The organism is Streptomyces sulfonofaciens, from assembly GCF_014656295.1.
Classification (GTDB): Bacteria; Actinomycetota; Actinomycetes; order Streptomycetales; family Streptomycetaceae; genus Streptomyces; species Streptomyces sulfonofaciens.
The window spans coordinates 11,628-34,820 of record NZ_BNCD01000010.1; the positions used below are offsets into that span (position 1 = coordinate 11,628).

Genomic DNA, 23,193 nt, shown 5'->3' on the forward strand with positions numbered 1-23,193 from the left:
CGACCGCTGTTCGACCCCTGGGACAAGGGCACCCGCGCCCTTGTCCCGTTCCGCCGCCGCCGCTATCGTCCTCGCACCGAACGCCAGGCGCTTGTCACGGACGAGGATGCTGCGATGGCGGAAGAGGAGCCTCCGCCCCGGCCCCGGCACCCGGGCGCCCCGCGCCGGCTTCGGGGACGCCCCACCATCGGCCTCGTCACGGCCAACATCCACCTCGGTGTGGCCGTCAGCCTCTTCTCGGGCGTGCTCCAGGCCGCGGAGCGCGGCGACGCCCACCTGATCTGCTTCCCCGGCGACGCCCTGAGCCCCGGGGACGCGCCCCGCAACGCGGCCTACGACCTGGTCGACGCCACAGTGCTGGACGGCGCGATCTGCTGGACGTCGACGCTGGGCCTGCCCGCCGCACCCGTCGCCCGGCACACCGCGGACACCGCCCGGCACCCCGCGCACCGGCTCGTCGAGCGCCTCACGGGACTGCCGGTGATCAGCCTCAACCGCGCCCTGGGCGACCACGAGACCCTGCTGCTCGACTCCTACGCCGGCATGCGCAAGGCGATCGGCCACCTGGTGCAGGAGCACGGCCGCAGCCGGCTGGCCTGCATCCGCGGGCCGCTCGCCCACCCGGTCTCCGTCAACCGGTTCCGTGCCTACACCGATGCGCTGACCCGGCACCGCCTGCCGTACGACCGCTCTCTGGTCGCCGCGTCCGTCGACTTCGCGGGCGGGGCGGGCGCGGCCGCGATGCGGGTGCTGCTGGACGTGCGCCAACTGAGACCGGGCCGGGACTTCGACGCGGTCGTGGCGTGCAGCGACGTGCTGGCCGCGGACGCGCTGCGGATCCTCGCGGAACGCGGTGTGCGGGTGCCGGAGGACGTCGCGCTGATCAGCTTCAACGACTCCACCGAGGCCCGGCTCAGCGATCCGCCGCTCACCTCGGTCGCGCTGCCGTTCGGCGAACTGGGCGCACTGGCCGTGGATACCCTGCTCGCCCGGCTGCGCGGAGTGCCGCCACCAAAGCGCCGGGTGGTCCCTGGCCAACTCGTCGTCCGCCGCTCCTGCGGCTGCCGTTCGCCGCTGGTCGCCCAGGGCGCACCGGATGCGGCCCAGGGGGCGGGAGCAGGGCAAGCGGGCGAGGCGGCGGGAGCGGGGGGCGGCGCCGGTGGGAGGCCCCCCGGCGCCGAGTGCCCCTCGCCCGTGCGCACCGGTGCGCTGGCCACCGCGTTGTCCGCCGACGCCCTCGGCGCCACGCCCGACGGCATGGACTTCCTGACGCTGGTGGAGCAGCGGCTGAGCGGGCGGATGCGCACCTTCCCCGCCGCCGCCTGGGACCGCGCCCTGCTGGAGCTGCGCGCGAAGGTCCTGCCCGCGCTGCCCGACGACACGGCACGCCGGCACGCCGAGCGCCTGATCGGCCAGGCCAGGCTGCTGGTCGCCGACAAGTCGCAGCGGCTGCTCGAGTACGAGCGCTGGTGCATCGAGCAGGAGTCCCGGCGGCTGCGTGCGCTGGGCACCACGCTCACCACGGCCGCGGACGCCGAGGAGATCTCCGCCGCGCTCGGCCGCCACCTGCCGGGCCTCGACGTGGCCGGCTGCACACTGCTCGCCCCGTCCTGCACGGCCGAGGCGATCCAGCCGCCCGCGGACCGGCGCAGCACCCTGGTCCTCGAACCGCTGTCGGTCGGCGGCGAGCACCTCGGCTTCGCCCTCTTCGACGCCGGACCGGCGGCGGTGGCCGCCCGGCAGGGCGCCCTCTTCCGGGCGCTCGGCGACCAGATCAGCGCGGCGCTGAAGGACGCCCGGCTCTTCGAGGAGGTGCGGCGGGCACGGGACCTGGCCGAGCAGGCCAACCGGTTCAAGACCAGCCTGCTGGACAACGCGGCGGACGAGCTGCGCACTCCGATCGAGGCGATCTGGCGGCTCACCCGGGACAGCGACGCGGTCACCGCCGGGCACGCCGACCGGCTGCTGCGCCTGGTCGACGACCTGCTGGTGCTCTCCAGGTCCGGCATCGAGACGCTCGACCTCGCCCGCCGGCTGCTCGATCCGCGCCCGGTACTCGCCGACGCCTTCGCCGCGGTGGCGGGCGCCGCGCCCGGGCGGGGCCGCTGGCGGCTCGCGCTGCCGCGCCGGCTGCCCGCGCTCCAGGCCGATGCCGCCCGCCTGCGGCAGATCGTCGTCAACCTGCTCACCGTGGCCGCGGGGCCGCGCACGGCCCTGACCGCGGAGGCGGGCCCCGCGACGCTGCGCGTCAGGGTCACCGTCGCCGACCAGGGGCTGCTGCTGGCCGCCGGGCCGCCGGAGAACGACGAGCACCTCTTCAGGCCGTTCGCGGCGCATATGCCGGGCAGCCGGCTCGATCTGGCCATGGCACGCAGGCTCGCGGCGCTGCACGGCGGCTCCGTGAGCCTGCTCCGTGCTCCCGAAGGGCCGGAGTTCCGGCTCGAACTGCCGTTGCCGACACCGGCCGGGCGTGCCGGGCCGCCGGGCCGGGCGCTGCTGGTCGCGGCCCCGTCCGGGCCGCCCGCGGAGGTGACCGCGCTGGCCCGGCGGCACGGCCTGCCGGTACGGCTGCTGCATTCCGACGACGAGATCGCCTCCCTGGTCGCGGAGCAGCCGCCGGCCGCGGTCGCCTGGGACGCCTGCCTGGTCAGGCCCCAGGAATGGGCCGTGGTCAACCGGCTCGGCGGCCATCCGGCGCTCAGGCACGTGCCGTTCCTGCTCTACGGCCCCGTCACCGGCGAGTCGCTGGGCGAGGCGCTGCGGGCGCTGCGCCCGTCGGGGCCGACCGAGCCCGCGATGGTGGCGGACGGCTCCGCGCCCTCCCGGGAGCGGCTGCGGCGGCTGGTCGGCGGTGTGCTCCCCGGCCGTACGGTGCGGGCCGCCGCCGACGGCACGACCGCCTGCGCGCTGTTCGCCGAGGAGGCCCCGGCGCTGCTCGTGGTCGACAAGTCGCTGCCCGACATGGACGGTTTCGAGCTGGTGGAACGGCTCCGGGAGACCACCGGGCAGGCGGCGGGCCAGGCGGGCGCGCCGGTGCTGATGCTCAGCTCGACCGGGTTCAGCCGGGCCGAGGCCCGGCGCGCGGTGCGCCATCCGGAGGTGGTGCTGCTGGGCCGCGGGGTGCTCAGCGACGAGGAGACGGCCCGGCTGCTGGCCCAGTTGCTTCAGCGCACGGACGCGGCCACGCAGCGCACCTACGCACCCGTGCGGTATGCGGTTGCCTATCTGGAGCAGCACTACCGGCACCGTTTCGCGCGCCGTCAGGTCGCCGAGGCGGCGGGCCTGAGCGAGGACCACCTGGGCCGGCTCTTCCACCGGGAGCTGGGGGTGACCCTGTGGGAGTACCTGACCCGGTTGCGCATCGAGCGGGCCAAGCAGCGCCTCGCGCTGAGCGAGGACAGCGTGGGCACGGTGGCCCGGTCGGTGGGCTTCCGCGACCGGGCGTACTTCAGCCGGGTCTTCCACCGGGTCGCGGGCATCGCCCCCCACGCGTACCGGGACTCCAGCAGGGCGCCCCTCCCGGTACGCCCCCTGCCACCGGCCGGTGGCAGCCGCACGGCGCAGGCGGCCGGCCCGGGCCGGTGACGGCACGGGGGACCGCCGTGCCCGGCGCGCGGTTCCCCGTGCCCGTCGACGTGCCCTGCGCAGTGCCGGGCCCGGGCCCGCGGCGCCGTGCGGCGCGGACCGCGCCCCGCGGCGGGGCGCGGCCTGCGGAGGTGGGCGGCCTGCGGGCGTGGGCAACCTGCGAGGGTGGGCGGCCAGCGGGGGTGGGCGGGTCAGCCCAGTTCGTGCATCCAGCCGTACGGGTCGGGCGCGGCACCGGTCTGGAGATCGAGGAGGGCCTTGCGGAGCCGGAGGGTCACCTCGCCGGGCTGCCCGTCGCCCTGCGTCCACTCCCCCGATCGGGACTTGACGGTGCCGACAGGGGTGATGACGGCGGCGGTGCCGCAGGCGAAGACCTCGGTGAGGGTGCCGTTGCCGGTGTCGCGGCGCCAGTCCTCGCTGGAGATCCGGCCCTCCTCGGCGGTGTAGCCGAGCTCACGGGCGAGGGTGAACAGCGAGTCGCGGGTCACTCCCGGCAGCAGCGAGCCGGTGAGTTCGGGGGTGACGATCCGGTCGCCGTAGACGAAGTACAGGTTCATCCCGCCCATCTCCTCGACCCAGCGGTGCTCGACGGCGTCCAGCCACACCACCTGGTCGCAGCCCTTGGCGTCGGCCTCCTTCTGGGCGACGAGCGAGGCCGCGTAGTTGCCGCCGGTCTTCACGGCGCCGATGCCGCCCTTGACGGCGCGGACGTAGTCCTCGGAGAGCCAGACCGAGACGGGCTTCACACCGCCCTTGAAATAGGCTCCGGCGGGCGAGGCGATCACCATGAACAGGTACTCGCCGGCCGGCCGCACACCGAGGCCGACCTCCGTCGCGAACATGAAGGGGCGCAGGTAGAGGGACTGCTCGCCGTGCTGCGGCACCCAGGCCATGTCCTGGGTGACGAGCGCGTCGCAGGCCTCGATGAACGTCTCGACGGGCAGCTCGGGCATGGCCAGCCGGCGGGCCGAGGCCTGGAACCGCTTGGCGTTGGCCTCCGGGCGGAAGGTGGCGACGCTCCCGTCGGGGCGGCGGTATGCCTTCAGGCCCTCGAAGATGCTCTGCGCGTAGTGCAGGGTCATGTTCGCCGGGTCGATCGACAGCGGGGCGTACGGGACGAGCTGCGCATCGTGCCAGCCGCGGCCCTCCGTCCAGCGCACCGTGACCATGTGGTCGGTGAAGTGCCTGCCGAACCCGGGGTCGGCCAGGATCGCCTCCCGCTCGGCGTCGGCCAGCGGGTGCGCGGAGGGCTTGAACTCGATGGTGGGCGTCGGCGTCGTCGACATGATGTGTTCGTCCTTCACTGTGATGATGACGGCCGCGCTCTCGTCCGTACGTCCGGCGGTCCGGCACTGCCGTACCCGCAGGGCGCCCGAGGGCGTCCGGGATACAGGGAGGTACCGGAGATAGTAGGACGTCCGAGTGTCCCTGCATACCGGGGCACCACGTTCGGTATCTCACGTGGTGCCCCTGATGCACGGAAATGACAGGTGCGGCCCGGGTCGATGGTGGCACCCCGGCCGCATGGAGAAGCCGCCGGGGGCCCTGGGCTCCGGCGGCTTCGGTGGTCCGCCGGTCAGGCGGATACTCGAGCGGCGAGCGCGTCACCGATCGCGTCGGTGCTGCGGGCTCCGTCGCGCTCCGCCAGGTCGGCGGAGACGGCGGCCTCGATGCGGGCGGCCTCGGCGGGGTGGCCGAGGTGGCGCAGCAGGAGGGCGACGGAGAGGACCGTCGCGGTGGGGTCGGCCTTGCCCTGGCCCGCGATGTCGGGCGCCGAGCCGTGCACCGGCTCGAACATCGAGGGGTGGGTCCCGGCCGGGTTGATGTTGCCGGAGGCGGCCAGACCGATGCCGCCGGCGATCGCCGCGGCGAGGTCGGTGATGATGTCGCCGAAGAGGTTGTCGGTGACGATGACGTCGAAGCGCTCCGGCTGGCTGACGAGGAAGATCGTCGCCGCGTCGACGTGCAGGTAGTCGGTGGTGACCTCGGGGTACTCCTCGGCGACCTTGTCGAAGGTGTTCTTCCACAGGTGGCCGGCGTACACGAGGACGTTGTTCTTGTGGACCAGGGTCAGCTTGCGGCGCGGGCGGGCCTGGGCACGCTCGAAGGCGTCGCGCACGACGCGCTCCACACCCAGGGCCGTGTTCACGCTGACCTCGGTGGCGACCTCGTCGGGGGTGCCGGTGCGCAGGCTGCCGCCGTTGCCCGTGTACGGGCCCTCGGTGCCCTCGCGGACCACGACGAAGTCGATGTCGGGGCGGCCCGCGAGCGGGGTCCGGGTGTTCGGGAAGAGCTTGGCGGGCCGGAGGTTGACGTAGTGCTCGAAGGCGAAGCGGAGCTTCAGCAGCAGGCCGCGCTCCAGGATCCCGGAGGGCACGGAGGGGTCGCCGACCGCGCCCAGCAGGATCGCGTCGTGCTGCCGCAGGGCTTCGAGCTCGGCGTCCGGCAGGGTCTCGCCGGTACGGTGCCACCGCTGGGCGCCGAGGTCGTACTCGGTGGTCTCCAGCTTCACGTCCTGAGGGAGGGCGGCGCGCAGCACCTTGAGGCCCTGGGCCACGACCTCCGGGCCGATACCGTCGCCGGGGATCACCGCGAGATTGATCGTGCGAGACATGGGGGCACCCTACTCTCCGTCCCATGGATTGACATTGCCGTCCACGATGTGGACTGCGGGACGCTCGTACATGTCGGGACGACGGCTACGGGTGCCCGCCCCGCGAGGTCGCTACCGCGGCGGGCGGCTCAGATGTCGTGGCCCCAGGCCCCGCCGTTGTCCCTGCGGTCCAGGGCGCGCTGGAGGGCGGCTGCGGCCTTCTCGCGCTCGGACTCGCTCGATCGGGTGCGGGCGCGGCGGACTCGGCGGACGGTCGTCTCGGCCATGCTGATCGACTCCTTGGCATCCGGGAGTGGCGGACGGAAGAGAACGGGAAAACGAGACCTGCCCACTGCACCGGGGCGGTGGGACCTTCCCCGGAAGGGCGGGGAGCCTGCGCCGCAGGGGTCACCTGCCTCGGCACCGCTCGCAACCGCATGCGCTGGATCCAGCGACACGTGGGGCTCTTCCAAACTAAGCGACGACCACTTGTGCTGTCTGCACAATTACTCGGACTTCCTACTATCTGAGACGGACTTCACCCGGAGGCCGGACCGCCGGGGCCTCCGCGGCCGTGCGGAGGCCCGCCCAGGGGTGCGCGGAGGGCGGGCGGGGGCCGCTGCCGGGAGGCGTGGGGCCGGCCCCTGACGCAGCCGGACCCCGGACGCGGCCCATCCGGCCGTCGACCGCCCGGCAGCACCCGGGCCGGCAGCCTGGAGACGGGACGACGGGGCGACGGGACGGGGGCGCGGAGATGCGGGGGCGCGGGGACCGCGCGCAGGGCGCCAGCACGACACGGCCGGCCGCCGGGTCGGACCGTGTGGTTCCGTACCCGGCGGCCGGCCGGTGGGGCTGGGCGCGCGGTCCCCCGCGCCCCTGCGGGCTGCCCGGGTGGGCCGGGGGCTCAGCCCATGTGGGGGTAGGTGTAGTCGGTGGGCGGGACCAGGGCCTCCTTGATGGCGCGGGTGAGGGTCCAGCGCATCAGGTTCTGCGGGGCGCCCGCCTTGTCGTCGGTGCCGGAGGCCCGGCCGCCGCCGAACGGCTGCTGGCCGACGACCGCACCGGTCGACTTGTCGTTGATGTAGAAGTTGCCCGCGGCGTAGCGGAGCGCCTCACGGGCGCGGGCCACCGCGGCGCGGTCGTTCGCGATCACCGACCCGGTCAGGGCGTAGTCGGTGACGGACTCCAACTGGGCAAGCACCGCGTCGAACGCGGCCTCGGGGTCGCCGGAGGTGTCGTCGTAGACGTGGACGGCGAGGATCGGGCCGAAGTACTCGGTGGTGAAGACCTCGTTCTCAGGGTCCGTGCAGGTGATGACGGTGGGCCGGACGAAGTAGCCGACCGAGTCGTCGTAGTCGCCGCCCGCGATCACGGTGCAGGCGGGATCGGCCTTGGCACGGTCGATGGCCGCCTTGCTCTTGGCGAAGGCTCGCTCGTCGATGAGGGCGCCGATGAAGTTCGACAGGTCGGTGACGTCGCCCATGGTGATGCCGTCGACCTCGGTCGCGAACTCCTCCTTGAAGCCGGTGTTCCACAGGGACGCCGGGAGGTACGCGCGGGAGGTCGCCGAGCACTTCTGGCCCTGGTACTCGAAGGCACCGCGGGTCAGCGCCGTCCTGAGCACCGCTCGGTCCGCGCTCGGGTGGGCCACCAGGAAGTCCTTGCCGCCGGTCTCCCCGACCAGCCGCGGGTACGTCCGGTACTTCTCGATGTTCTGGCCGACCGTCTTCCACAGGTGCTGGAAGGTCTTCGTCGAACCGGTGAAGTGGATGCCGGCGAGGTCGCGGTGTTCGAGGGCCACCTCGGAGACCGCGGTGCCGTCGCCGGTCAGCAGGTTGATCACACCCTTGGGCAGGCCCGCCTCCTCCAGCAGCCGCATCAGGAGCACGGCGGCCAGCGTCTGCGTGGGGGACGGCTTCCAGATCACCACGTTGCCCATCAGGGCGGGGGCCGTGGGGAGGTTGCCGGAGATCGCCGTGAAGTTGAACGGCGTGATCGCGTAGACGAAGCCCTCCAGCGGGCGGTGGTCGAGCTGGTTCCACACCCCGGGCGCGTTGGCCACGGGCTGCTCGGCGAGCAGGTCGCGGGCGTACTTCACGTTGAAGCGCCAGAAGTCGATCAGCTCGCACGGGGCGTCGATCTCGGCCTGCTGGACGGTCTTGGACTGACCGAGCATGGTCGCCGCGGCGATCGTCTCGCGCCACGGGCCGGCGAGCAGGTCGGCGGCGCGCAGGATGATCGCCGCCCGGTCGTCGAAGGACATGGCGCGCCAGCCGGGTGCGGCGGCCAGCGCGGCGTCGATGGCGTCCCTGGCGTCCTGCTGGGTGGCCTGGCGCCCGGTACCGAGCACCGCCTGGTGGTGGTGCGGCTGTACGACCCTGAACGGCTCGCCGCCACCGAGGCGACGGACGCCTCCGATGGTCATCGGCAGGTCGGTGGGGTTGTCCGCCAGCTCCTTGAGGGCCTTCTCCAGGCGGGTGCGCTCGGGGGAGCCGGGTGCGTAGCCCTGCGGCGGCTCGTTGACCGGCGCGGGGACCTGTGTCACAGCGTCCATGGGTGCCGAATCTCCTTACGGTGTGTGGTTGAACGACCGGTACGGGACCCGGGGGTCAGCCGCGGGTGGCCAGCGAGCGCAGGAAGAAGCCGAGGTTCGCCGGGCGCTCCGCGAGCCGGCGCATGAAGTACCCGTACCAGTCCGTGCCGAAGGCCAGGTAGACGCGCATCCGGTGGCCCTGGGCGGCGAGCCGGGCGTGTTCCGCGGACCGGATGCCGTAGAGCATCTGGAACTCGTAGCCGTCGCGGCCCCGGCCGGTGCGCCGTACGAGGTCCTGGGCGATGGCGACGATCCGCGGGTCGTGGGTCGCCACCATCGGGTAGCAGTCACCCGCCATCAGGATCTTCAGGCAGCGCACGTACGCCCTGTCGACCTCGGCCTTGTCCTGGTGCGCCACGGACGCGGGCTCCTTGTAGGCGCCCTTGACCAGTCTCACTCGTGAGCCTGCCCGCGCCAGCTCGCGGCAGTCGTCCTCGGTGCGGAACAGGTACGACTGGAGGACGGCACCGGTGCGCGGGAAGCGGCTGCGCAGCTCGGAGTGGACGGCGAGGGTGGAATCGGCCGTCGTGTGGTCCTCCATGTCCAAGGTCACGGTGGTGCCGATGCCCTCGGCGGCCTCGACGACCTCGGTGGCGTGCCGCAGCGCGAGGTCGTGGCCGCCGGGCAGCGCCTGTCCGAACGCGGACAGCTTCACCGACATCTCGGCGCGGTCCCCGAGCCCCAGGGGCCCGAGGGCGTCGACGAGCCGCAGGTAGGCGTCCCTGGCGCGCACCGCGTCGGCCGGGTCGGTGACGCCCTCGCCGAGCACGTCCAGGCTGACGTCAAGGCCGCGGTCGGCCATGTCCTTGACGACCGGCAGCGTCGCCCCGACCGTCTCGCCCGCGACGAACCGGCCCACGACGGGCCTGGTCATCGGGGTGGCGGTGAGGAAACGGCGGGTGCGGTCGCTGCGCGACGCGGCGAGTATCACGGGACCGAGCACGAGGCACCTCCACGGGAGTCGAACCAGCACCGTGTGTGACGGCACCACCGGAGGCGACCGGACGGTACCGGGCGTTATCCGGTGTTTCTGAATGGATCCGGAGCGTCGGGACGCAGTACGGACAACCACCGTGAAACCTAAGGATCTCTCCGTTCCTCCGCCATCGACAGCTGTCACGCATCCGTGGCCCGGATCTCAGACAAATGTCTGAGAGGGCCCTTGTCCCACCGGTCCCTGAGCCACCGGCACGGCACGACGGGGCGGCACGGCGGGGCCACGACGGGGGCGCCACGGCGGGGTGGTGCGCCCCGGTGCGCGGCGGCGGACACGGGCCCGGGCATGCCGGGGCCGGGGCCGTGCCCGGGCCCCCGGGACGGCTTCCCGCGGGGCCCGGGCACGGCTTGGAGCCCACTGGGGTACGGCTCCGACGCCGCTCGGGCGCGGCCCGGGCAGGCCGTCGACCCGGCGCCCTGGCGCGTGAGGGCACGGCGAGTGGTGAAGGGGGTGTAATTGGGGGCGTGAAAGGCGACTACCAGGATCTCGTCGATGAGATCTCCGCACTGCTCGGTACCCCCGCGACCCTGGAGGACCGTGGTTTCGGGCTGATCGCCTACGGGGCACAGGGCAGCGGCAGTGACTTCGACGCCTCGTCGCTCGACCCGGTGCGCACCCGGTCGATCCTGACCCGGCGCTCCACGGCGGCGGTGCGCGCCTGGTTCGAGGGCTTCGGCATCGCCCGCGCCACCGGCCCGGTGCGCATTCCCGCCGCTCCCGAGGCCGGCGTCAATCTGGGCCGCGTCTGCCTGCCGGTGCGCCACCGCGGCATCGTCCTCGGCTATGTCTGGCTGCTCGACGCGGGGGGTGCCGTCAGCCCCTCCGCCCAGCAGTTGTCCGCCGCGATGGAGGTGACGGCCAGGATCGGCGCGCTGCTCGCCGACGAGGCGCAGGCCGGTGCCGACCTGACCAGGGAGTTCCGTGCCGTGCTGAGCGCCGGCGGCGGGTCGCACGGTACCGCTGCCGGTGCCGTGGACCCCGCCGCCGTCGCCGCCGCGCTCACGGCGCTCCGCACCGAGCTGGGCGCCAACGCGGAGGGCCTGCACACCGTCGTCTGCGTGGCGCCCTGGCCCGCCGCAGGCGCGGACGACGCGCCCTCGCCGCACACGGTGCCCGGCGCGGCCGCGGTGTGCACGATGCCGTGGGGCGGCCCCGGGCAGAGCCTCGCGGTCCTGATGCGGCTGCGGGCGACGGACGTCCTCACTCCCGCCCTGGCGGCGGCCGACCGGTTGCGCGGGACGGCCGGAGACGGGCACGGGGAGGAGCGGGGGCGGGAAGCACGGGGGGCCGGGGCCGGCGCGGCGGCCGGGATCGCGGCACCGCGCAGGGGCCTGGAGCAGCTCGCCGACTCCTGGCAGGAGGCGTCGGCGGCGGCCCGCGCCGCACTCGCCGAGCGCCGCCTGGGGCCGGTCGCCCAGTGGTCCGCCATCGGACCGTACCGACTGCTCACCGCGCTGCCTCCGCGCGCCTCCAGGGACCCGGTGACGCAGGAGCTGCTGGCGCCACCGCACCGCGAACTGGCCCGCACCGCGGAGGCGTTCCTGGACTGCGCGGGCCAGGCGAGCCGCACCGCGGCACAGCTTGGCATCCACCGCCAGACCCTGTACTACCGCCTCTCCCGCGTCGAGCAACTCACCGGCCTCGACCTGGACGACGGGGAGGACCGGCTGCTGCTGCACATGACGCTGAAGGGCGCGCGGCTGTAGGACACGCGCTCGCCGCGTGCGCCGAGACGAACGGGTCCGGCCGCCTCCCGCCTGGTCGCCTTCGCTCCCGGCAGACCGGCCGGACACCGCCGCCGGGACCTGCGAACATGGCCGGATGACCGGTGACACCGCCGTACGCCGCCTCGACCTCGGCTACTTCGTCCGGCCCGCGGAAGAGACCGGGGGCGCAGCGCCGCGGGTCGAACCCGTCCTCGGCTACCTGGTGCGGCACCCGGAGGGGCTGCTCCTCTTCGACACCGGGATGGGCGTCGCCGACCCCGGCACGGAGGCGCACTACCGGCCACGCCGCCGGGACCTGGCGGCCGCGCTCGCGGCCGCGGGGACCGCGCTCGCGGACGTCTCCCTGGTCGTCAACTGCCACCTCCACTTCGACCACTGCGGAGGCAACGCGCTGCTGGCCCGCACCCCGATCCTGGTCCAGGACACGGAGCTGGCAGCCGCGCGCCGGGACGGCTACACCGTGCCGGAGCTCGTCGACTTCCCCGGCGCCGCCTACCGGGAGCTGTCGGGGGAGGCCGAGATCTGGCCGGGTGTCTGGGTCGTCCCCACGCCCGGCCACACCGACGGCCACCAGTCACTGGTGGTCCGCCAGGCCGACGGCACAGCCGTCCTCGCGGGCCAGTCCCATGACACGGCCTCCGGTTTCGCGGCGGACGAGCTGGCCCGCCGCGCCCGGCAGGACGGCGCGGCCGAGCCGCTGCCCCACCACAGGCCCTGGCTGGACCGCCTGTGCGCCTTCGACCCGCGGCGCGTGCTCTTCGCCCACGACTGCTCGGTCTGGGAACCGGCGGACGGCGCCTGAGCCGCACGGCACCTGACGCGACGGGTGATCAGGCGGGCCACCGGATCCGGGCGCGCCGGGCCCGGGCCCGGGCCACCGGCTCCTGCTCTGCTTCGCGGCACCGGCGGCCACCGCTCCGGTGCAGAGCGGCGTGCCGCGCGCCCGGGTCGTGGGCGCCGGCTTCGCCCTCGCCGCGGCAGGCTACGGCCTGCCGGCCCTGGCCGGTACGGATCCCTGTGGACGGTGCTCTCCGGTGCGGGCGTGCTCGCCTGCGGCATCGTGACCGTGCTGTCGCAGCTCACGGACCTGGCACTGGGTGCGGCGCCCGCGGCGCAGGCCGGATCCGTGTCCTCGCTGACGAAAGGCGGGACAGGAGTTCGGCGGTGCACTGGGCATGGCCGTCCTCGGCTCCATCGGCAGCGCCGTCTACCGCCACGGCATCCCCTCGACCGCACCCGCCGAGGCCCACGAGACCCTCGGCGGCGCGCCGGCCGCGGCGCGGGGCCACGCCGATCTCCTCGGCACGGCGCGGGCCGCGTCCACCCACGGGATGAACGCGGCGGTGCCGGCCGGGGGGGTGCTCCTGCTGGTGGCGGCGGGCCTTGCGGTCCCGGCCCTCCGCCGCAGCCGCTCATGACCCCGCGGCCGCGCCCCGGGCTTGGGGTCCGCACTCCCCCGGCTCCCGGCAGGCAGGGGCGAGGAGGAGTCCGGAGGTGCGACGCAGGGGCCGGGTCATGCCCCGAAGGTGCTGTCAGGCCAGGTTGACCGACCGGACCGAGGCGGTGCCGACCTCGGCGGCCACCTCGGACAGGACGTTCTGCGGGACCGTGTCGTCCACCGTCAGCACCGCGAGCGCCTCGCCGCCGGCCACCGCACGGGAGACCTGCATGCCGGCGATGTTGATACCGGCCTCGCCGAGCACCCGGCCGACCGTGCCGACGACGCCCGGCCGGTCCTCGTAGCGCAGCACGATCATGTGGTCGGCGAGCGCGAGGTCGACGGTGTACTCGCCGATGGCGACGATCTTCTGGTGGTGCTTGGGCCCGGCGAGCGTGCCGGAGACGGAGATCTCCTCGCCGTCGCCGAGGGTGCCGCGCACGGTGACGACGTTGCGGTGGTCGGGCGACTCGCTGCTGGTGGTCAGCCGTACCTCGACACCGCGCTCCTGCGCGAACAGCGGGGCGTTGACGTAGGAGACGGTCTCGTCGATGACGTCCTCGAAGACGCCCTTGAGGGCGGACAGCTCCAGGACCTTGACGTCGTGCTGGGTGATCTCGCCGTACACCTCGACGTCGAGCCGGACGGCGACCTCGCCCGCGAGGGCGGTGAAGATCCGGCCGAGCTTCTCGGCGAGCGGCAGGCCCGGCTTGACGTCCTCGGCGATGACACCGCCCTGGACGTTCACCGCGTCGGGCACCAGCTCGCCGGCGAGGGCGAGGCGCACCGACTTGGCGACGGCGATGCCGGCCTTCTCCTGCGCCTCGTCGGTGGAGGCACCGAGGTGCGGGGTGGCGACGACCTGGTCGAACTGGAAGAGCGGGGAGTCGGTGCACGGCTCCTTCGCGTACACGTCGAGTCCGGCGCCCGCGACCCGGCCCTCCTTGAGCGCCGAGTACAGCGCCTCCTCGTCCACGATGCCGCCGCGTGCGGCGTTGACGATGCGCACGGAGGGCTTGACCTTGTGCAGCGCCTCGTCGTCGATCAGGCCCAGCGTCTCGGGGGTCTTCGGGAGGTGCACGGTGATGAAGTCGGAGACCGCGAGCAGCTCGTCCAGCGAGAGCACCTTGACGCCCATCTGGGCGGCCCGCGCGGGCTGTACGTACGGGTCGTACGCGACGACCTTCATACCGAAGGCGGACATGCGCTGCGCCACCAGCGCGCCGATGCGGCCGAGGCCCACGACGCCGAGCGTCTTCTCGGCGAGCTCGACACCGGTGTACTTGGACCGCTTCCACTCGCCGTTCTTGAGCGCGGCGTTGGCCTGCGGGATGTTGCGCGCGGTGGAGATGAGCAGACCGCAGGCCAGCTCGGCGGCGGTGACGATGTTGGACGTCGGGGCGTTGACGACCATGACGCCGGCCTTGGTGGCGGCGGCCACGTCGACGTTGTCCAGGCCGACCCCGGCACGGGCGACGACCTTGAGCTGGTGCGCGGCTGCGACGGCCTCTGCGTCGACCTTGGTCGCGGAGCGGATCAGGATGGCGTCGACGTCGGCGATGGCGGGGAGCAGCTCGGCTCGGTCCGCGCCGTTGCAGTGCCGGATCTCGAAGTCGGGTCCCAACGCGTCGACCGTGGCCGGTGACAGCTCTTCAGCGATGAGTACGACTGGTTTCTGCGACGCAGTGCTCACGTGAGTCCTCACAAGTCCCTTGCGGGCGGCCGTCCCGGGGCCGCATGCGGTGGAGGGTGCTAGCCGCGTGGAAGACGCACGACGCTGTGGGCCCGACGCGTATGTGCTGAGCAAGTGTAGTGGCGGATGCGGGTGGCGTATTCCGGTCGGCGGAAGGATCACCCGTCCGTGGCGAACGGGCGGGACGGCACTGTCCTGGCGGTCCTGGTGGATCCTCCGGCCGGGGCCCGCGGAGAGGCGGTGGGCGCCCGGGCTGCGGAACCCGGGCGCCGAGCGACCACGGGGCCGCCCCCTGCGGGAGCGGCCCCGGTCCGCCGGGCTCAGTCCTCGTCGTCGACCCAGCTCATCAGCTTGCGCAGCTTCCTGCCCGTGGTCTCCAGGAGGTGCTCCTGGTCGGCCTTCTTGTACTCGTTGTACCTGGGCAGGCCGGACTCGTACTCCTTCATCCAGTTGTTGGCGAAGGAGCCGTCCTGGATCTCGCCGAGGATCTTCTTCATCTCGGCCTTGGTGCCGTCGTTGATGATGCGCGGGCCGGAGACGTAGTCGCCCCACTCGGCGGTCTCCGAGATCGACCAGCGCATCTTCTCCAGGCCGCCCTCGTACATGAGGTCCACGATCAGCTTCAGCTCGTGCAGGCACTCGAAGTAGGCGATCTCGGGCTGGTAGCCCGCCTCGACCAGCGTCTCGAAGCCGGCCTTCACCAGCGCGGCGGTACCGCCGCAGAGCACCGCCTGCTCACCGAACAGGTCGGTCTCGGTCTCCTCGGTGAAGGTGGTCTTGATGACGCCGGCGCGGGTGCCGCCGATGCCCTTGGCGTAGGAGAGCGCGAGCGCGAAGGCGTTGCCGGTGGCGTCCTGCTCCACGGCCGCGATGCACGGCACGCCGCGGCCCTCCTCGTACTGGCGGCGCACCAGGTGGCCGGGGCCCTTGGGGGCCACCATGCACACGTCGACGCCGGCCGGGGGCTTGACGAAGCCGTAGCGGATGTTCAGACCGTGCCCGAAGAAGATCGCGTCGCCGTCCTTCAGGTTCGCCGCGATGGACTCCTCGTACACGCGGCCCTGGATCGGGTCCGGCACCAGGATCATGATCACGTCCGCCTCGGCGGCGGCCTCGGCGGGGGTGACCACCCGCAGGCCCTCCTCCTCGGCCTTCGCCTTGGACTTCGAGCCCTCGTGCAGGCCGACACGGACATCGACGCCGGAGTCGCGCAGCGAGAGGGCATGCGCGTGGCCCTGGCTTCCGTAGCCGATGACCGCGACCTTGCGGTTCTGGATGATGGACAGGTCGGCGTCGTCGTCGTAGAACAGCTCGGCCACTGGATCTCCTTGTTTGTGCCGGTGGTGCTGGATCCCACCGTACGGCGGGAGGGACGGGGGAGGTTCCGCGATCTCGGATTCCGGGATCCGGCGCGCGGGGAACCCGGGGGCTCTCCATGGGGCGGGCCCGGAGCCGGGGCCGTGGTGGCCGGTCCCGGGCCCGTGCGGCCGCCGCCTAGGCGCTGCGGTCCAGCGCTCTGAGGCTGCGGTCGGTGATGGAGCGTGCACCGCGTCCGATCGCGATGGTGCCGGACTGGACCAGCTCCTTGATGCCGAACGGCTCCAGCATCTTCAGCATGGCCTCCAGTTTGTCACTGGATCCGGTGGCCTCGACGGTGACGGCCTCCGGGGAGACGTCGACGGTCTTGGCGCGGAAGAGCTGGACGATCTCCACGATCTGGGAGCGGGTCTCGTTGTCGGCGCGCACCTTCACGAGGACGAGTTCGCGCTGGACGGCGGCGCCCGGTTCCAGTTCGACGATCTTCAGGACGTTGACCAGCTTGTTGAGCTGTTTGGTGACCTGTTCGAGCGGGAGGTCCTCGACGGTGACCACGATGGTGATGCGGGAGATGTCGGGGTGCTCGGTGGTGCCGACGGCCAGCGAGTCGATGTTGAAGCCGCGGCGGGAGAACAGGGCGGCGATCCTGGCGAGGATGCCGGGGGTGTTCTCGACCAGGACGGAGAGCGTGTGCTTGGACATGTCTCTGCTTTCTCTTTCGCTCTGGCGTCTCGGCCGGTCAGCCTTCGTCGAGGTCGCCGAAGTCGGGGCGGACCCCCCGTGCGGCCATGACCTCGTCGTTCGAGGTGCCTGCGGCGACCATCGGCCACACCATGGCGTCCTCGTGGACGATGAAGTCGATCACCACGGGGCGGTCGTTGATGGCGTTGGCCTCTTCGATCACCTTGTCCAGCTCGTCCGGCGACTCGCAGCGCATCGCGACGCAGCCCATCGACTCGGCGAGCTTGACGAAGTCGGGGACGCGGGTGCCGCCGCTGGACTTGCCGTCCACCGCGATGCCGTCCTTGGGGCCGTTGTGCAGGACGGTGTGGGAGTAGCGCTGGTTGTAGAACAGCGTCTGCCACTGGCGGACCATGCCCAGGGCGCCGTTGTTGATGATCGCGACCTTGATGGGGATGTCGTTCAGGGCGCAGGTGGTCAGTTCCTGGTTGGTCATCTGGAAGCAGCCGTCGCCGTCGATCGCCCAGACGGTGCGGTCCGGGCGGCCCGCCTGGGCGCCCATCGCGGCCGGCACCGCATAGCCCATCGTGCCGGCACCGCCGGAGTTCAGCCAGGTCGCGGGCTTGTCGTGGTCGATGAAGTGCGCCGCCCACATCTGGTGCTGGCCGACGCCCGCCGCGAAGATCGTCCCTTCCGGGGCGAGCCGGCCGATCCGCTCGATGACCTGCTGCGGGGCGAGGCTGCCGTCCGCGGGCTGGTCGTAGCCGAGCGGGTAGGTCTCGCGCCAGCGGTTGAGGTCGCGCCACCAGGCGGCGTACTTCGAGCGGGCCGCCTCGCCGGTGCCGCCCTCGCTGTGCTCGCGCTGGACGGCCTGCACCAGGTCGGCGATCACCTCGCGGGCGTCCCCGACGATCGGCACGTCGGCGGCGCGGTTCTTGCCGATCTCCGCGGGGTCGACGTCCGCGTGGACGATCTTGGCACCCGGGGCGAAGCTGTCCAGCCTGCCGGTGACGCGGTCGTCGAACCTCGCGCCGAGCGCGACGAGCAGGTCCGCCTTCTGCAGGGCCGCGACGGCCGTGACCGAGCCGTGCATACCGGGCATGCCGACGTGCTGGGGGTGGCTGTCGGGGAAGGCGCCGAGGGCCATCAGGGTGGTGGTGACGGGCGCGCCGGTCAGCTCGGCGAGGACCTTCAGCTCCGCGGTGGCGCGGGCCTTGAGGACACCGCCGCCGACGTACAGGACGGGCCGCTTGGCCTGGGTGATCAGCCTGGCGGCCTCGCGGATCTGCTTGGCGTGCGGCTTGGTCACCGGGCGGTAGCCGGGCAGGTCGAGGGCGGGCGGCCAACTGAAGGTGGTCGGGGCCTGGAGGGCGTCCTTGGCGATGTCCACCAGGACCGGGCCCGGGCGGCCCGTGGCGGCGATGTGGAAGGCCTCCGCGATGGTCTTGGGGATGTCGTCCGCGTTCTTGACCAGGAAGTTGTGCTTGGTGATCGGCATGGAGATGCCGACGATGTCGGCTTCCTGGAAGCCGTCCGTGCCGATCAGGTGGGTGGCGACCTGGCCGGTGATCGCGACCAGCGGCACCGAGTCCAGGTGGGCGTCCGCGAGGGGGGTCACCAGGTTGGTGGCACCGGGGCCCGAGGTGGCCATGCACACGCCGACCTTGCCGGTGGCCTGCGCGTATCCGGTGGCCGCGTGGCCTGCGCCCTGTTCGTGTCTGACCAGCACGTGGCGCACCCGGGAGGAGTCCATGAGCGGGTCGTACGCGGGAAGGATCGCACCGCCGGGAATCCCGAATACCGTGTCGGCCCCGACCTCCTCGAGCGAGCGGATGAGGGCCTGCGCGCCCGTGACGTGCTCGACGGGGCTGGCGGGCTGCGCGGAGGAACGGGGCCGCGGCTGCGGATGATGGGCCCCGGGGGCCTGCTCGGTCATCGGCATTCTCTTCTCGATGCTGAGGTTCGGTGCGTGGGTCGTGCGGTGCGGGAGGGCTGGAGGGCGCCGGCGGTCGGCCCGGGCGGGCCGACGGGCGCCGGTGCAACAAAAAACCCCTCGTGCCGTGAGGCAAGCGAGGGGAGCGCGCCGGGTGGTGGTCGCTGGGTTCACAAGCGGCCCAGCTCAGCCGACGCGCTGTCCAAGTACGAGGATTCGGGTGCGCATGGCTCGACCTTCCCCCCGCCGCGCTCCGACTGTCAAGGTGGTGGGACGGGCGTCTCATTATGTGAGCGGCCGGCCGTGTGTCCTGTGTAGGTCCCCGCGGAGCCGCCGGTGAGCACGGCCTCCACGGGACCGCCCGGCACGGGGAAACGTCCCACACCCAGCGCCCTGCGCAGCCGGTACTCGTCGAGCGGGCCGGAGAAGACCAGACCCTGGCCATGGGTGCAGCCCATGGCACGCAGGGCGGCCGCCTGCTCGGGCCGGTCGACGCCGTCGGCCACGGAGTCCAGGCCGAGGTCGGTCGCGATCCTCAGCAGCCCGCTGGTGATCTTGTGCAGCCGGGCGGATTCGGCGACGCCCTCGACGAGCGCACGATCGAGTTTCAGCCAGTCTACGGGGAGCTTGCGGAGGCTGTTGAAGGCCGCGTATCCGCTGCCGAAGCCGTCCAGGGCGATGCGTACACCGTGTCTGCGCAGGGCGGCGAGGCGGCGTTCCAGATCCTCGAGCGGCGCGTGCGGGTCGCTGCCGGCCAGCTCGACGACGAGGGCGCCGGAGGGCAGCCCGTACCGGGAGAGCAGCGTCTCGATGGAGCCCACGGGCAGCGAGCGGTCCAGCAGGCGGCGGGCGCCGATCCTGACCACGACGGGCAGCGCGTGGCCGGCGCGGGCCCGCTCGGCCGCCTGCTCGACGGCCGCCTCTATCGTCCAGCGGCCCAGGTCGGCGGCGTGCTCGGCGTCGTCGGCGCCGCGCAGCAGCTCGGCGGGCGGGTACAGCGCGCCCTGGGAGGTGCGCCAGCGGGCGTGGGCGGCCACGGAGGCGATCCGGCCGCTGTTCAGGCAGACCACGGGCTGGTGCAGCAGCGCGAACTCGCCCTCGTGCAGGCTGGGGCGGCGGCGGCCGGTGGTGAACGGGGCGGTGCGCACCACGTCGGCGCGCATCTGGGCGTCGGCGCGCATGTGCGGGGCGTAGAGCTCGACGCGGCCCTTGCCGCCGGCCTTGGCGCGGTACATCGCAAGGTCCGCGTTGCGCAGCAGTTCGCCCGCGGTGAGGCCGGGCTCGGCGAAGGCGACGCCGATGGACGCGCCGACCCGGACGTCGTGGCCCTCGATGGTGTACGGGCGGGACAGGGCGGCCCGCAGCCGGTCGGCGAGCTCGTAGATGTGCTGCTCGCGTGCCGTGTGGCCGACGGCGCCGTCGCCGACGACCAGGGCGGCGAACTCGTCCCCGCCCAGCCGGGCGGCGGTGTCCGACTGGCGTACGGCGTCCTGGAGCCGGCGGGCCGCCTGGACGAGCAGTTCGTCGCCCGCCTGGTGCCCGATGGTGTCGTTGACGCCCTTGAAGCCGTCGAGGTCGATGAAGAGCACCGCGGTACCGCGGTCGGTGGTGCGCCGGCCGCCGAGCGCCAGGCCGACGCGGCGGGTGAACAGGACGCGGTTGGGCAGGTCGGTGAGCGGGTCGTGCTCCGCGTTGTGCTGCAACTGGGCCTGGAGGCGTACGCGCTCGGTGACGTCGCGGCTGTTGAGGATCAGACCGCCTTCGTGGCGGTTGATCGTCGACTCGACGTTGAGCCACTGGCCGTCGCCTGACCTGAAGCGGCACTCGATGCGGGTGGTGGGCTCCTGGGGCGGGCCGGCGGCGAGGAAGCGGCGCACCTCGTGCAGCACGCCGTTCAGGTCGTCGGGGTGGATCAGGGCGGACAGCTCGGAGCCGACGAGCTCGTCCGCGTCGCGGCCGTAGACGCCCGCCGCGGCGGGGCTGACGTAGCGGAGCACCCCGTCGGGCGCGGCGATCATGATGACGTCGCTGGACCCCTGGACGAGGGAGCGGAAGTGGTTCTCCTTCTGGGCCAGCTCCCGGGCGAGGGCGATGTTGTCGAGCAGCATGATGCCCTGCCGGACGATCAGGACCAGGACGACCGTACAGGCCGTGAAGAGCACCACGCGGTCGACGCTGCGGCCGTCGAGGACGTTGCACAGGATGCCCAGGGTGCACACGGCGGCCGCGAGGTAGGGCGTGAGTGCGGCGAGTGAGCCCACGGTCGGGCGGCTGACGGGGTAGCGCTCGTGGTCGATGACCGCCCGGGTCGGGGCGCCGTGCGCGGGTGCGGCACCGGCACCCTGGTCGGTGCCCTCCGCGGGGCGCGGCTGCCGGAACCCACTGGCCCAGGGGGCGTAGGCGAGGAGCAGGGAGCCCGCGAACCAGCCCGCGTCCAGCAACTGGCCCGAGCGGTAGCTGGCGTGCAGCAGCGGCGAGGTGAAGAGCGCGTCGGACAGCACGGTGATGGCGAGCGCGCCGATCGCCGTGTTCACCGCGGAGCGGTTGACGGAGGTGCGCCTGAAGTGGAGCACGAGCACCATGCTGATCAGCACGATGTCCAGCAGCGGATAGGCCAGCGAGAGCGCGACGTGCTCGACGCTCTGGCCGCCCACGCGTGCCGTACGGGCCAGGGCAAGGCTCCAGGAGAGCGTGAGCAGGGAGCCGCCGATGAGCCAGGCGTCCAGCGCGAGGCAGGCCCAGCCGGCCTTGGTGGTGGGCCGCTTGGCGAGCACCAGCAGGCCCACGATGGCGGGTGGCGCGAAGCACAGGAAGAACAGGTCCGCGCCGCTCGGGCTGGGCACGGGGCGGCGCAGCACGACCTCGTACCAGCCCCAGACACCGTTGCCGAGCGCCGCCATCAGGGAGGAGAGCGCGAACAGCAGCCAGGCGGGCCGCAGCCCGCGGCGGCCGATGCGCGCGTAGAGCAGGCACGAGACGGCCGCGAGGACGGCCGCGACGCTGAGCCCGAAGTCGCCCATGACGAGGGCGATCCACTTGGAACCCCAGCCCAGGGCGGCGCCGATGGCGTACCCCCCGCAGACCAGGACCAGGATGCACTGCGGAAACAGACCGCATCCGCCGGGCCACGGCCGCCGGGCGGAGAGCACGGGGGAGCTCACCGGTCCGCTCCCGCCCGAACGGCCCCGCGCTCGGCGCGGCCGGTGGTGCGCCGGGCCGGGAGGCCGGCGCATGGCTGCCCGCCCGGCCGCGCTCCGCGGTCGGCGCGCTGTGCGTGACTGCCCCGGGACGCGCCGCCCGGTATGCGCCTCACCGGTCGCCAGGGTCCCCGTCGGCGGCTTCGCCGCTGCGGATTGAGTGTCCATTGGCCGTGCATCGCCCGTCGCCCCCCTCGCAGGTCATGGGGCCTGTCCCCCGCGCCGTTCCCGCGCGGCGCAGCCCCCTGTCCGGGACGATACACCAGGTTCGTCACTCAGCGACATAGCCCATCTACCGAGCGTAATCGGCAGAGGCCATATGAACACGCCCCGTATTCATGGGAATACTCAGGTTTTACGGGCATGTCCCAAGTGTGTGATCTGAGTGGAGTGGGGGGCTCTCGGGGCTTCAGTCTCCAGTGGTCAGGATGTGGTTGTCGAGGGACTCGCCGGCTGCATATCGGGACAGTTGCGAAGCAATAAGGCGCTTGGCGCGCGGGTGGAAGGCCGAGGTGGGGCCGCCGACGTGCGGGCTGACGAGTACGCCGGGCGCGTGCCACAGCGGATGCCCCGGGGGCAGCGGTTCGGGATCCGTCACGTCGAGGGCGGCGGTGATCCGGCCGGTTTCCAACTCGGTCAGGAGCGCCTTGGTGTCGACGACGGCACCGCGGGCCACGTTCACCAGAAGGGCGCCGTCCTTCATCCTGCCGAGGAAGTCGGCGTCCACCAGGCCCCGGGTGGTGTCGTCGAGCGGGGTCGTGAGGACCACGACGTCGGCCTCGGGCAACAGGGCGGGGAGATCGGCGAGCTGATGCACGGGCCCGCGCTCGGTCGTGCGCGCGGAGCGCGCGATGCGCGCCACCCGTGCGACCTCAAAGGGCACAAGCCGGTCCTCGACCGCGGAGCCGATGGATCCGTAGCCCACGATCAGCACCGACTTGTCCGCGAGGGCCGGGCGGAATGCTGAACTCCAACGGCCCGCCTGCTGCGCCCTGACGAAGTCCGGGATGCCGCGCAGCGAGGCGAGGATCAGCGCGAGCGCCAGCTCGGCGGTACTGGCCTCGTGCACCCCGCGGGCGTTGCACAGCCGCACACCCGCGGGCACGGAGGCGATGTTGGCCAGAATGTCGTCCACTCCGGCGGTGAGCGTCTGGATCACCTCCAGGTGCGCCATGTGCGCGAGGGGAGCTGTCCGCACGGGAACGGGCTTCATGTAGGGCACCACGTACACCGCGCAGTCCGCCGGATCTGCGGGGAACTCCTGCGCCCCGTCGTCACCGCCGTCCCAGAACCGGTACGTCAGGTCGCCGGGGAGGCCGTCGATCTCCTGCGGGGGAAGGGGGAGCCACACGTCTGCAGTCATGCCCTGGAGGCTAGATCGTGCCCTCCGCGCCCCGGAGGGCGAGGTTCCCTTCCGCCCCCGCAGGCCGGTGGCACAT

The 23,193-nt window shown here is 73.0% G+C and carries 15 protein-coding genes; 4 read left to right on the forward strand and 11 right to left on the reverse strand.

Translation table 11 applies throughout. The annotated features are described in order from the left end of the window. The first annotated feature begins 114 nt into the window (after positions 1-114). Positions 115-3,585, forward strand: a complete 3,471-nt coding sequence (locus IE313_RS17405; RefSeq protein WP_189933175.1) for a substrate-binding domain-containing protein — start codon at positions 115-117, stop codon at positions 3,583-3,585. Between the two features lie 191 nt (positions 3,586-3,776). Here IE313_RS17405 and IE313_RS17410 read toward each other — a convergent pair whose 3' ends face one another. The 5 genes from IE313_RS17410 to IE313_RS17430 all read right to left on the reverse strand — a co-directional run bounded on the left by IE313_RS17410 (position 3,777) and on the right by IE313_RS17430 (position 9,714). Next, the gene (locus IE313_RS17410) at positions 3,777-4,871 is read right to left on the reverse strand and encodes a branched-chain amino acid aminotransferase (protein WP_189933177.1); all 1,095 of its coding nucleotides are present in this window, start codon (positions 4,869-4,871) and stop codon (positions 3,777-3,779) included. A 290-nt stretch (positions 4,872-5,161) separates the two neighbouring features. Further along, positions 5,162-6,199, reverse strand: coding sequence for a 3-isopropylmalate dehydrogenase (locus IE313_RS17415; protein WP_189933179.1), 1,038 nt, complete (start codon positions 6,197-6,199; stop codon positions 5,162-5,164). Between the two features lie 128 nt (positions 6,200-6,327). Next, positions 6,328-6,465: a hypothetical protein gene (locus IE313_RS17420; protein WP_189933181.1), complete on the reverse strand. Its 138-nt coding sequence runs from the start codon at positions 6,463-6,465 to the stop codon at positions 6,328-6,330. Between the two features lie 617 nt (positions 6,466-7,082). Then, complete coding sequence (pruA, locus tag IE313_RS17425; protein ID WP_189933183.1) at positions 7,083-8,732, reverse strand: L-glutamate gamma-semialdehyde dehydrogenase; 1,650 nt, start codon at positions 8,730-8,732, stop codon at positions 7,083-7,085. Positions 8,733-8,787: 55 nt separating this feature from the next. After that, complete coding sequence (locus IE313_RS17430) at positions 8,788-9,714, reverse strand: proline dehydrogenase family protein (RefSeq protein ID WP_189933185.1); 927 nt, start codon at positions 9,712-9,714, stop codon at positions 8,788-8,790. A gap of 518 nt (positions 9,715-10,232) precedes the next feature. Here IE313_RS17430 and IE313_RS17435 point away from each other — a divergent pair. From IE313_RS17435 to IE313_RS36420, 3 genes are all read left to right on the forward strand, one after another. Then, entirely contained in the window at positions 10,233-11,474 is a 1,242-nt protein-coding gene (locus IE313_RS17435) for a PucR family transcriptional regulator (RefSeq protein ID WP_229924721.1), read from the forward strand. A gap of 115 nt (positions 11,475-11,589) precedes the next feature. Continuing rightward, a complete protein-coding gene (locus IE313_RS17440) occupies positions 11,590-12,297 on the forward strand; it encodes an MBL fold metallo-hydrolase (protein ID WP_189933186.1) in 708 nt (235 codons plus the stop codon). A gap of 373 nt (positions 12,298-12,670) precedes the next feature. Next, positions 12,671-12,913 carry a hypothetical protein gene (locus IE313_RS36420; protein WP_189933188.1) on the forward strand — a complete coding sequence of 81 codons (243 nt, stop codon included), beginning with the start codon at positions 12,671-12,673 and terminating at the stop codon, positions 12,911-12,913. Positions 12,914-13,027: 114 nt separating this feature from the next. On the opposite strand, the gene serA is transcribed toward IE313_RS36420, so the two are convergent. From serA to IE313_RS17475, 6 genes are all read right to left on the reverse strand, one after another. After that, entirely contained in the window at positions 13,028-14,626 is a 1,599-nt protein-coding gene (gene serA / locus IE313_RS17450; protein ID WP_189933190.1) for a phosphoglycerate dehydrogenase, read from the reverse strand. 320 nt (positions 14,627-14,946) lie between these two features. Continuing rightward, positions 14,947-15,945: a ketol-acid reductoisomerase gene (gene ilvC / locus IE313_RS17455; protein WP_189933192.1), complete on the reverse strand. Its 999-nt coding sequence runs from the start codon at positions 15,943-15,945 to the stop codon at positions 14,947-14,949. Positions 15,946-16,120: 175 nt separating this feature from the next. Next, the gene (gene ilvN, locus IE313_RS17460; protein ID WP_189933194.1) at positions 16,121-16,645 is read right to left on the reverse strand and encodes an acetolactate synthase small subunit; all 525 of its coding nucleotides are present in this window, start codon (positions 16,643-16,645) and stop codon (positions 16,121-16,123) included. Between the two features lie 37 nt (positions 16,646-16,682). Next, on the reverse strand, positions 16,683-18,566 hold the full coding sequence (locus IE313_RS17465; RefSeq protein ID WP_189933197.1) for an acetolactate synthase large subunit: 1,884 nt from the start codon (positions 18,564-18,566) through the stop codon (positions 16,683-16,685). Between the two features lie 251 nt (positions 18,567-18,817). After that, positions 18,818-21,790: a putative bifunctional diguanylate cyclase/phosphodiesterase gene (locus IE313_RS17470; RefSeq protein ID WP_373317013.1), complete on the reverse strand. Its 2,973-nt coding sequence runs from the start codon at positions 21,788-21,790 to the stop codon at positions 18,818-18,820. A gap of 373 nt (positions 21,791-22,163) precedes the next feature. Then, entirely contained in the window at positions 22,164-23,117 is a 954-nt protein-coding gene (locus tag IE313_RS17475; RefSeq protein ID WP_189933201.1) for a 2-hydroxyacid dehydrogenase, read from the reverse strand. Positions 23,118-23,193: the final 76 nt, after the last annotated feature.

What these genes read in the sequence shown, in the direction of transcription:
- IE313_RS17410 (WP_189933177.1), bottom strand. Translation starts at nt 4,871, where the DNA reads ATGTCGACGACGCCGACGCCCACCATCGAGTTCAAGCCCTCCGCGCAC.
- pruA (WP_189933183.1), bottom strand. Translation starts at nt 8,732, where the DNA reads ATGGACGCTGTGACACAGGTCCCCGCGCCGGTCAACGAGCCGCCGCAG.
- IE313_RS36420 (WP_189933188.1), top strand. Translation starts at nt 12,671, where the DNA reads ATGGCCGTCCTCGGCTCCATCGGCAGCGCCGTCTACCGCCACGGCATC.
- IE313_RS17470 (WP_373317013.1), bottom strand. Translation starts at nt 21,790, where the DNA reads ATGCGCCGGCCTCCCGGCCCGGCGCACCACCGGCCGCGCCGAGCGCGG.
- IE313_RS17415 (WP_189933179.1), bottom strand. Translation starts at nt 6,199, where the DNA reads ATGTCTCGCACGATCAATCTCGCGGTGATCCCCGGCGACGGTATCGGC.
- IE313_RS17405 (WP_189933175.1), top strand. Translation starts at nt 115, where the DNA reads ATGGCGGAAGAGGAGCCTCCGCCCCGGCCCCGGCACCCGGGCGCCCCG.
- IE313_RS17475 (WP_189933201.1), bottom strand. Translation starts at nt 23,117, where the DNA reads ATGACTGCAGACGTGTGGCTCCCCCTTCCCCCGCAGGAGATCGACGGC.
- IE313_RS17440 (WP_189933186.1), top strand. Translation starts at nt 11,590, where the DNA reads ATGACCGGTGACACCGCCGTACGCCGCCTCGACCTCGGCTACTTCGTC.
- IE313_RS17420 (WP_189933181.1), bottom strand. Translation starts at nt 6,465, where the DNA reads ATGGCCGAGACGACCGTCCGCCGAGTCCGCCGCGCCCGCACCCGATCG.
- IE313_RS17465 (WP_189933197.1), bottom strand. Translation starts at nt 18,566, where the DNA reads ATGCCGATGACCGAGCAGGCCCCCGGGGCCCATCATCCGCAGCCGCGG.
- ilvN (WP_189933194.1), bottom strand. Translation starts at nt 16,645, where the DNA reads ATGTCCAAGCACACGCTCTCCGTCCTGGTCGAGAACACCCCCGGCATC.